The sequence below is a fragment of the Limnobacter sp. CACIAM 66H1 genome (assembly GCF_001601825.1).
Taxonomy (GTDB): domain Bacteria; phylum Pseudomonadota; class Gammaproteobacteria; order Burkholderiales; family Burkholderiaceae_B; genus Limnobacter.
Genome location: NZ_LUJK01000017.1, coordinates 44,745 through 54,632 on the forward strand (window position 1 = coordinate 44,745; position 9,888 = coordinate 54,632).

Annotated in this window: 9 protein-coding genes; all 9 read right to left on the reverse strand. The window is 51.7% G+C overall.

Annotated features, from left to right (window positions below; genetic code table 11):
- Positions 1 to 4: 4 nt before the first annotated feature.
- The gene (locus A0129_RS06975; RefSeq protein ID WP_291713645.1) at positions 5 to 1,486 is read right to left on the reverse strand and encodes an NADH-quinone oxidoreductase subunit M; all 1,482 of its coding nucleotides are present in this window, start codon (positions 1,484 to 1,486) and stop codon (positions 5 to 7) included.
- A gap of 39 nt (positions 1,487 to 1,525) precedes the next feature.
- On the reverse strand, positions 1,526 to 3,511 hold the full coding sequence (nuoL, locus tag A0129_RS06980; RefSeq protein ID WP_291713647.1) for an NADH-quinone oxidoreductase subunit L: 1,986 nt from the start codon (positions 3,509 to 3,511) through the stop codon (positions 1,526 to 1,528).
- A gap of 6 nt (positions 3,512 to 3,517) precedes the next feature.
- Complete coding sequence (gene nuoK / locus A0129_RS06985; RefSeq protein WP_008251215.1) at positions 3,518 to 3,823, reverse strand: NADH-quinone oxidoreductase subunit NuoK; 306 nt, start codon at positions 3,821 to 3,823, stop codon at positions 3,518 to 3,520.
- A 16-nt stretch (positions 3,824 to 3,839) separates the two neighbouring features.
- Positions 3,840 to 4,472, reverse strand: a complete 633-nt coding sequence (locus A0129_RS06990) for an NADH-quinone oxidoreductase subunit J (protein WP_291713649.1) — start codon at positions 4,470 to 4,472, stop codon at positions 3,840 to 3,842.
- Between the two features lie 30 nt (positions 4,473 to 4,502).
- Complete coding sequence (gene nuoI / locus A0129_RS06995; protein ID WP_008251211.1) at positions 4,503 to 4,994, reverse strand: NADH-quinone oxidoreductase subunit NuoI; 492 nt, start codon at positions 4,992 to 4,994, stop codon at positions 4,503 to 4,505.
- 13 nt (positions 4,995 to 5,007) lie between these two features.
- Positions 5,008 to 6,075 carry an NADH-quinone oxidoreductase subunit NuoH gene (gene nuoH, locus A0129_RS07000; protein ID WP_291713651.1) on the reverse strand — a complete coding sequence of 356 codons (1,068 nt, stop codon included), beginning with the start codon at positions 6,073 to 6,075 and terminating at the stop codon, positions 5,008 to 5,010.
- Complete coding sequence (nuoG, locus tag A0129_RS07005) at positions 6,072 to 8,348, reverse strand: NADH-quinone oxidoreductase subunit NuoG (RefSeq protein WP_291713653.1); 2,277 nt, start codon at positions 8,346 to 8,348, stop codon at positions 6,072 to 6,074. The genes nuoH and nuoG overlap by 4 nt, the downstream gene beginning before the upstream one ends.
- 20 nt (positions 8,349 to 8,368) lie before the next feature.
- Entirely contained in the window at positions 8,369 to 9,664 is a 1,296-nt protein-coding gene (gene nuoF, locus A0129_RS07010) for an NADH-quinone oxidoreductase subunit NuoF (RefSeq protein WP_291713655.1), read from the reverse strand.
- On the reverse strand, positions 9,661 to 9,888 hold a 228-nt coding region (locus A0129_RS07015), incomplete at its 5' end, for an NAD(P)H-dependent oxidoreductase subunit E (protein ID WP_291713656.1). The genes A0129_RS07015 and nuoF, both read right to left, overlap by 4 nt.

Consider the following 9,888-nt stretch of genomic DNA (forward strand, 5'->3'; position numbering starts at 1 on the left):
TCAATTAAAGCTTGGACTGAGCCACATGTTGCAACAAAGCATCGACGGACACTTGCAACACATCAGTAAAGGGTTTGGGATAAAGGCCCATGGCCATAACCAGTATTGCCAGCGCACCCAACATCATGAATTCACGGGTATTCACGTCACTCAACGCTTTCACGTCATCATTGGCAACCTCGCCAAACACGACACGCTTGTACATCCACAACGAATAGGCCGCACCGAAGATCAGTGTGGTCGCCGCCAGCAAACCAATCCAGAAGTTGTACTTCACAGCACCCAAAATCACCATGAATTCACCCACAAAACCACTGGTTGCAGGCAAACCGGCATTGGCCATTGCAAACAACAGGAAGAAGGCTGCGAACTTGGGCATGGTGTTGACCACGCCACCATAAGCAGCAATTTCACGGCTGTGAACACGGTCGTACAAAACCCCGATACAAATGAACATGGCGCCGGATACGAAACCATGCGAAATCATTTGAATGATGGCACCCTGCACTGCCAGGTCCTGGAACATGAAGAAACCCAGAGTGACGAAACCCATGTGCGCGATCGACGAATACGCCACCAGTTTTTTCATGTCTTTTTGGACCAGTGCCACTACACCAATATAAACCACAGCGATCAATGACAAGGTGATCATGAAACCAGCGAGTTCCTGGCTTGCGTCCGGCGCGATTGGCAGGCTGAAGCGAAGGAAACCATACGCGCCCAACTTCAACATAATGGCAGCCAACACCACAGAACCACCGGTGGGCGCCTCCACGTGCGCATCGGGCAGCCAAGTGTGAACAGGCCACATCGGCACCTTCACCGCAAAAGCCATCAGGAATGCGAAGAAAATCAGGGTTTGCTCAGTCAGGTTCAGCGGCAATTTGTGCCACGCAGCAATTTCAAACGTACCGGACTGGAACTGGAGATAAATAATCGCAACCAGTGTTAACAGCGACCCCAACAAGGTGTACAGGAAGAACTTGAAAGCAGCGTAGATTCGGTTTGGACCGCCCCACACACCCACGATGATGTACATCGGAATCAGCGTTGCTTCGAAGAATACGTAAAACAGCAATCCGTCGGTCGCTGTGAACACGCCAACCATCAAACCAGACAGAATCAGGAAGGCGGCCATGTATTGCGCAACTTTCTCGGTAATCACTTCCCAGGCCGCGACGACAACGAACACTGTGATCAGGGCAGTCAGGATCACAAACCAGACTGACAAGCCATCCACACCCAAACCATACGAAGCGCCGAACGCCTCGATCCACGGCATCTTTTCAACAAATTGCAATTCAGCCGTACTCGTATCAAAGCCAAAGTACAAAGGCAGAGTTACGGCGAAGCTAATCAACGCAGCAATCAGGGAAGCTCCCCGAACTGCCCCAGCGTTCTTGTCATTGCCCAAGGCCATGATCAAGACACCGAAGGCGATTGGCAGCCAGATCGCCAAACTTAGATAAGGAATATTGTTAGACATTGATATTTTCCAATCGTAAGAACCGAGGTTCCGCCCTGTTTATTTGAGTGTGATGAATGTGATGATCATGGCCAGAACGCCGAGAATCATCGCGAACGCATAGTGGTAAATAAAACCGCTTTGCGCAAAGCGAACCACACCCGAGATCAAACCCACCAACTTGGCACTGCCATTGACCACCAACCCATCGATCAACATGCGATCACCGAACTTCCACAATGCTTCTCCCAGGCCACGTGCACCACCGGCAAACACCACTTCGTTGAACTTGTCCATGTAGTACTTGTTGTCCAGCAACGTGTGGACAGGCTTCAAAGCTTTCATAAACGCTGCTGGAATAGCCGGAACCCACAAGTAGCAAACGGCGGCGGCAACCACGCCAGCCAAAGCCAGCCAGAATGGCATTGTTTGCAATGAATGAACACCCATTGCGGCTGCACCGTGGAAAATGCTGCTCAGACCAGCCATGGCCCCATGTTCGGGGTTGATGGTGATTACGCCTTCGAAGAAAGTGCCGTGCAGCATGGGCTCAACAGCGATATAACCAATAAGTACCGAGGGAATGGCCAACAAAATCAGCGGCAAAGTAACCACCCAGCGCGACTCATGAGGTTGCACGGGACCGTGATGCGCATGGTGATCATCATCGCCATGGTCATCGTGGTGTTGGATGTCATGGAAACGCTCTTTGCCGTGAAACACCAGGAAATACATGCGGAAGCTGTAGAAGGCAGTGATGAATACACCCGCCACCACAGCGAAGTAAGCAAAGTCGGCCGCGGGCAAGTTGCTGAAATGCACTGCCTCGATGATGCTGTCCTTCGAGTAAAAACCCGAGAAAAACGGCGTACCAATTAGAGCCAGCGAACCCAACAAAGAAGTCAGCCAAGTGATGGGCATGTACTTCCACAAGCCGCCCATGTAACGAATGTCCTGATTGTGATGCATCCCAATGATCACGGAACCTGCGCCAAGGAACAGCAAGGCCTTGAAGAAAGCATGGGTCATCAAGTGGAATATAGCCACTGGGTAGGCGGAAACCCCCAAGGCGACAGTCATGTAGCCCAACTGCGACAAGGTTGAATAAGCCACCACGCGTTTGATGTCGTTTTGAATAATGCCCAGAAAACCCATGAACAAGGCAGTGATTGAACCGATCACCAGAACAAAGTTCAAGGCGATGTCGCTGAGTTCAAACAGCGGTGACATCCGGCTGACCATGAAAATGCCTGCGGTTACCATGGTCGCCGCGTGAATCAAGGCAGAGATCGGTGTTGGACCCTCCATCGAGTCTGGCAGCCATACATGCAGTGGGAACTGGGCTGACTTGCCCATCGCGCCGATGAACAAGCAGATACAGGCCACAGCCAGTAAAGGCCAATCCGTTCCAGGCATGGTCTGACCGACGAGACTGTCTGCCTGAGCAAAAACCTCGGTGTAGTTCATTGAACCAGTAGCAGCCATCACAAGGCCGATACCCAGAATGAAACCAAAGTCACCGACACGGTTAACCAGAAAAGCTTTCAAGTTGGCATAAATCGCACTTTGCTTTTTATACCAAAATCCGATCAACAGATAGGAGACAAGGCCCACTGCTTCCCAACCGAAAAACAATTGCAGGAAGTTGTTACTCATGACCAGCATCAGCATGGAAAAAGTAAACAGCGAGATGTAGGAGAAGAACCGCTGATAACCGTCGTCCTCTTCCATGTAGCCGATGGTATAAATGTGCACCATCAGCGACACGCTAGTTACGACCAACATCATGGTGGCGGTCAGTGTGTCAATCAGGAAACCAACTTCGAACACCAAGGTGCCAACGGCTGCCCATTCATACAAAGTGCCGTTGAACGTGTTGCCTTCCATCACATCCATAAAAACCATGATCGAAGCGATCAGGGAAATGGCGACACCCGCAATGGTGACTGTATGGGCACCGGTTCGACCGATTTGCTTACCGAAAAAACCGGCGAGAATGGCGCCAACCAGCGGTGCGAACGGAACGATCAAATACAAGGGACTCATTCGCGCTTACCCCTTCAGCTGGTCGAGGTCTTCGACGTTGATTGAATTCATGTTACGGAAAAGGACCACCAGAATTGCCAAGCCGATTGCAGACTCAGCGGCAGCCACTGTGAGGATGAAGAAAACGAACAACTGCCCGGACAAATCGCCCAAGAAGTGAGAAAACGCCACGAAGTTCATATTCACGGCCAGAAGCATCAGTTCAATGGCCATCAAAATCACGATCAGGTTCTTGCGATTCAGGAAAATTCCGATCACGCTGATCGAGAACAAAATCGCGCCCAGCACGAGGTAATGAGAAAGTGAAATCATTGTTGTCTATTCCCGATCAGGCTTTGGGACCACTTGGGGTCTCGCTTTTTGTTTGTTTGCGGTCAAGGTCGGCGGGCATACTCACCAGGGTCACTCGGTCAGTAGACTTCACTCGAACCTGTTCAGACGGCACTTGGCCTTTCGTGTCTTTGCGCTTTCGCAATGTGAGGGCAATCGCGGCAACCATGGCCACCAGCAAAATCAAGGCAGCCACTTCGAATGGATACAAATACTCGGTGTACAGCAACTTACCCAAAGCCGCAGTGTTGTTGGCAGCCTGTTCCGGAGTTTCCAGATTGGGGTCCCAGAAGCCGCGAAGCAATACGACCGACATCTGGAAGGCAATCAGCGAGCCGACAATTGCGGCCACTGGCAGATTTTTCCAAAACCCGGCGCGCACCTTGTCCATGTTCACATCAACCATCATGACCACGAACAGGAACAAAACCATGACCGCACCGACGTAAACCAGCACCAGGGAAATAGCCAGAAATTCTGCCTCGAGCAACATCCAAAGCGCTGAGGCTGAGAAAAACGACAGCACCAGATACAAGGCTGCATGTACAGCGTTGCTGGCAGTAATTACGCGCACCGCGGCAAATACCAGAATGGCGGCGAACACATAAAAGAAACCGGTTATTGCATCCATTGCATTTAGTCTTCTAAGTTTTGTATCAAGTTAACGGTAGGCTGCATCGGCTTCGCGATTGGCTGCGATCTCAGCCTCGTAGCGATCGCCCACAGCCAGAAGCATTTCTTTGGTGAAGTACAAATCACCACGCTTCTCACCGTGATATTCGTGAATATGGGTTTCTACAATTGAATCTACTGGACACGACTCTTCACAAAAACCGCAAAAAATACACTTGGTCAAATCGATGTCGTAACGACTTGTACGACGTGTGCCGTCTTCGCGCTGCTCGGATTCAATCGTAATCGCCATGGCCGGACACACCGCCTCACAGAGTTTGCAGGCAATGCAGCGTTCCTCCCCGTTCTCATAACGACGCAAAGCGTGCAATCCGCGAAAACGGGGCGACATCGGTGTTTTCTCCATCGGATAAAGCACCGTGATGGGTTGAGTGAACATATAACCCATGGTGAGCGCCATGCCTTTCAGCATCTCGCGCAGCAACAGACTGTTCAAAAATTCTTTAACAACTTGAAACATGGTTCGCTCTCAATTAATTCCAGATGTTCCAGGGAGTCTGCATCCAGGCAGCCACCACTACCAGCCAAACCAGTGTCAATGGAATGAACACTTTCCAGCCCAGACGCATGATCTGGTCATAGCGGTAACGCGGGAATGATGCACGGAACCAAATGAACATCGACACCAGCAAAAAGGTTTTAATACCCAGCCAGATCCAGCCTGGAATGAAACTCAGGAATGCAACTGGTGCGTCCCAACCACCGAAGAACATAATCGCTGCCAGGCAAGACAGCAAAATCATGTTGGCGTATTCAGCCAGGAAGAAAATGGCAAACGTCATGCCAGAGTATTCAACCATGTGGCCAGCCACGATTTCCGATTCGCCTTCTACCACGTCAAATGGGTGACGATTGGTTTCAGCCACAGCTGAAATCATGTAGATCACCAACAATGGCAACAGCGGCAACCAGTTCCAGGACAAAAAGTTCAAACCCATATCAGCAAACTGGCCTGTGGTCTGAGTCATCACGATGTCGGTCATGTTCAGGCTGCCTGCTACCAGCAACACTGTGACCAGTACAAAACCAATCGCCAATTCATAGGACACCATTTGCGCAGAAGCACGCATGGCAGCCAGGAAGGCGTACTTGGAATTGGATGCCCAACCGGCGATGATCACGCCATACACCTCAAGCGATGTAATCGCCATGAGATAAAGCAAACCAGCATTCACATTGGCGAGAACGGTTTCAGGTCCGAACGGAATCACCGCCCACGCCGCCAAGGCTGGCATGATGGTCATGATCGGCGCAATGATGAACAAGCCTTTGTTGGCATTCATCGGCACGATGATTTCCTTGAACATCATCTTGACCGCATCGGCGATTGGCTGGAGCAAACCCATTGGGCCCACATAACTTGGACCCATGCGGATGTGCATGCGACCAATCATTTTGCGTTCCCAATAGGTCAGATAAGCCACAAGACCCAATAGCGGCAAAGTGATACACAGAATTTTGATCAGTGTCCAAACTGGCAGCCAGGCCGGGCCCAGCAAATCAGCGCCGAAGGTCGTGATCATTTCAACCGGCGAACTCATGCCTGCACCTCACTGGCGACCACCGCTTCGACTGTTACACCACCAAATACGTTGCGCAGGCTTTGCGAATCCGCACGCCCCATGGGCACCAACACTGTGTTGTCAGCAATTGTTTTATTCACTAGAACCGCAGCACGCAACGTGCCGCCCTCAGAGTCTGTCAATTGAATTTTGTCACCGGACTTGATACCCAATGCGTCGGCAGTTCGTACACCAATTTGCGCAAGCGCTGGCTTCGCCGCCTTGGTTTTACGCAGTGAATCCGCACGGCGAACCAATGCATCGGTGTCATAAATTGGCGCGAATGCTGCCAGTTCGAGTTGGCCGTTGAGCGCCACGCCGGCGACAGCTTGTTCGGGAATCGCATTGCTCAAGACCGCAGCATGGTTGGCTGGCAAGAATGCTTTCAATACTTCTTCAGAACTATTGAACTCAAAACCTTCCAGGCCCAGCAAATTGCCCAACACTCGCAATACCTTCCAGCCTGGGCGAGTTTCACCCAATGGTCGAACCGCAGCTTTGAACGTCTGAGCGGTGCCCGCAATGTTGATAAAGGTACCGGATGTTTCAGTGCTGGGCGCGATCGGCAAGAGGACATCCGCATACTGCTTGGCGTTGCCCACAAATGCACTGGCTTGCACCACAAATTCCGCATCAATCAGGCCGCGTACGATCTTTTGACCTTGCACACTGTCCAGATCAGGTTCTGCGCCAAAAACAATCGCTGCCTTGGCCTTGCCTTCCAGCATCGCTTGGGCGCTTTTACCACCATGAGCACTGGCTTGAATGCCCGCAATAAAAGACCCGACCCAGTTGGCACCATCACCCAGGAACCCGAGTGTCGCGCCAGTCGATTTGGCCAAGTCATTTGCCTTGGTCAATACCTGACCTGCAAAGGGGCTCATCAAAACCTGTTGACCAATCAGTACAAACTTTCCGCCTTCAGGTGCGCTCAATGCGTTGGATACAGCATCGTGACCCAGGGTGTCAGCCCACTTGGAAGGAGCTGCCCTGAGCCATACGGCTTTGGGCATCAATGGATCCAATCCACCGGCATTCACCAATACCACCCGGGCACCCTGCTTTGCCGCTTGACGAATTCGCTGAGTCAGCAAAGGCTGATCATTGCGGGGGTCAGCACCCACAACAATGATCGATTCCGCATCCGCCAATTCTTGAATTGAAGCGCCCAACCAGGGATTAGCACCGGCCAGGTTAATGTTTGCACTGTGGCGCAGACCCGCATCAATACTCGTTGAACCGACACCTGACATCAAAGCCTTGGCCAGTGCCATTTCCTCAAAGGTACTGTTTGGCGAAACCAGCATGGCGATGCTATTCAGGTCGGTCGATTCGCGTCGGGCCTTCTTTAAACCTTCAAAGGCCACATTCAGAGCGGTTTGCCAGTCGGTTGTCACCCATTGACCGTTTTTCTTGATCATCGGTTCTGTCAAACGATCCGCGGCCTGCAAACCTTCATAGCTAAAACGGTCGCGGTCGGAAATCCAGCACTCATTCACGCTCTCGTTTTCTTGCGGAACAATGCGCATGACCTTGTCGGCCTTAACCTGCACCACCACATTCGACCCCAGGCTGTCATGCGCCGAGATGGATTTGCGACGCGCCATTTCCCAAGTGCGGGCGTTGTAACGGAATGGCTTGGATGTGAGCGCACCCACCGGGCACAGATCGATCATGTTGCCCGACAATTCGGAGTCCACCGAATTACCCACAAAACTCAGAATTTCTGAATGCTCACCGCGATTGGCCATGCCCAGTTCCATCACGCCGGCCACTTCCTGACCAAAACGCACGCAACGTGTGCAGTGAATGCAACGGCTCATTTCCTGCGCGGAAACCAGCGGCCCGATGTCTTTGTAGAATACAACGCGTTTTTCTTCCTGATAGCGTGAAGACACGCCACCGTAACCCACTGCGATGTCTTGCAACTGACACTCGCCACCTTGGTCACAAATCGGGCAATCAAGCGGGTGATTGATCAGCAAAAATTCCATCACGCTTTTTTGGGCGTTCACGGCTTTTTCGCTTTTGGTGCGAACAATCATGCCCGGCGACACAGGCGTGGCACAAGCGGGGAGCGGCTTGGGCGCCTTTTCTACGTCAACCAGACACATGCGGCAATTGGCCGCAATCGACAATTTTTTGTGATAGCAAAAGTGAGGCACATAGCTGCCTGCCTTCTCAGCGGCGTCCATGAGCATGCTGCCCTCGGCCACTTCAACTTTTACACCATCAATCTCTAGTTCAACCATTTGTATCTACCCGCAGGGAATCAAACGTAAGCCGGCACAATGCACGACTTGTGTGTGATGTGATGCTCAAATTCTTCATGGAAATGTTTCAAGAAAGCGCGCACTGGCATCGCCGCTGCGTCACCCAGCGCGCAAATGGTACGGCCCTGAATGTTGTCTGCAATCGAGTTCAGCATATCAAGATCTTCGGGACGGCCTTCGCCATGTTCAATCCGGTTGATAATGCGGTACAGCCAGCCAGTACCTTCACGGCAAGGTGTGCATTGGCCACAGCTTTCTTCGTAATAGAAGTACGACAGGCGCAACAGGCTTTTCACCATACAGCGTGTCTCGTCCATCACGATCACAGCACCCGAACCCAGCATGGAGCCCGCTTTTGCGATTGAGTCGTAGTCCATGTCGGTGGCCATCATCACGTCGCCGGGTAACACTGGCATGGATGAACCACCTGGAATCACCGCCTTGATTTTTCGACCGCCCTTCATGCCACCTGCCATCTCCAGCAGCGTCGCAAAGGGTGTCCCCAGAGGAATTTCATAATTACCGGGTTTTTCAACATCGCCGGAGATCGAGAAAATCTTCGTACCACCGTTGTTAGGTTTACCCAGCTCAAGAAACCAGTCACCACCGTTCTGAATAATGAAAGGTACTGCAGCGAATGTTTCTGTGTTGTTGATGGTGGTGGGCTTGCCATAAATTCCGTAAGAAGCCGGAAACGGTGGCTTGAAACGGGGCTGACCCTTTTTGCCTTCGATAGACTCAATCAGCGCGGTTTCTTCACCGCAAATGTAAGCGCCATAGCCTTGATGGGCATGCAACTGGAAGCTGAAGTTGGAACCCATGATATTGTCACCAAGGTAACCCGCGGCACGAGCCTGTTCCAAGGCCTCTTCAAAGCGCTCATAGGTTTCCCAAATTTCGCCATGGATGTAGTTATACCCCACAGAGATACCCATCGCATAGGCAGCAATCGCCATGCCTTCGATGACTGAGTGCGGGTTGTAGCGCAAGATGTCACGGTCTTTGAATGTGCCCGGCTCACCCTCATCGGAGTTACAGGCCAAATACTTTTGCCCTGGAAACTGGCGAGGCATGAAGCTCCATTTCAGGCCGGTCGGAAAACCTGCGCCTCCACGGCCGCGCAACGCGGACTTCTTCACTTCCGCAATCACGTCTTCTTGAGAAATACCCTCAGTCAGGATTTTGCGCAGCGCCTTGTAACCACCACGTGCTTCGTAACCTTTCAGGTCCCAGTTGCTGCCATCGAGACCAGCCAGAATCACTGGGTTAATATGTCGTCCGTGCAAACAAGTCATGACTTCAACTCCTCTACCAGCGCATCGATTTTTTCGTTGCTCATAAAACTGCACATGCGGTGATTGTTCACCAACATGACTGGGGAATCCCCACAAGCGCCCATACACTCACCTTCTTTCAGAGTGAACAGGCCGTCTTTGGTGGTCTCGTTGTAATCAATACCCAGTTTTTTCTTCAGGTATTCAGCCGCGTCGGTACCACCAGACAAGGCACACAGGGGATA

Bases quoted from the DNA above. Each gene is read 5' to 3' on its own strand.
- A0129_RS06975 (WP_291713645.1), bottom strand. From the start codon at position 1,486: ATGTCTAACAATATTCCTTATCTAAGTTTGGCGATCTGGCTGCCAATC.
- nuoL (WP_291713647.1), bottom strand. From the start codon at position 3,511: ATGAGTCCCTTGTATTTGATCGTTCCGTTCGCACCGCTGGTTGGCGCC.
- nuoK (WP_008251215.1), bottom strand. From the start codon at position 3,823: ATGATTTCACTTTCTCATTACCTCGTGCTGGGCGCGATTTTGTTCTCG.
- A0129_RS06990 (WP_291713649.1), bottom strand. From the start codon at position 4,472: ATGGATGCAATAACCGGTTTCTTTTATGTGTTCGCCGCCATTCTGGTA.
- nuoI (WP_008251211.1), bottom strand. From the start codon at position 4,994: ATGTTTCAAGTTGTTAAAGAATTTTTGAACAGTCTGTTGCTGCGCGAG.
- nuoH (WP_291713651.1), bottom strand. From the start codon at position 6,075: ATGAGTTCGCCGGTTGAAATGATCACGACCTTCGGCGCTGATTTGCTG.
- nuoG (WP_291713653.1), bottom strand. From the start codon at position 8,348: ATGGTTGAACTAGAGATTGATGGTGTAAAAGTTGAAGTGGCCGAGGGC.
- nuoF (WP_291713655.1), bottom strand. From the start codon at position 9,664: ATGACTTGTTTGCACGGACGACATATTAACCCAGTGATTCTGGCTGGT.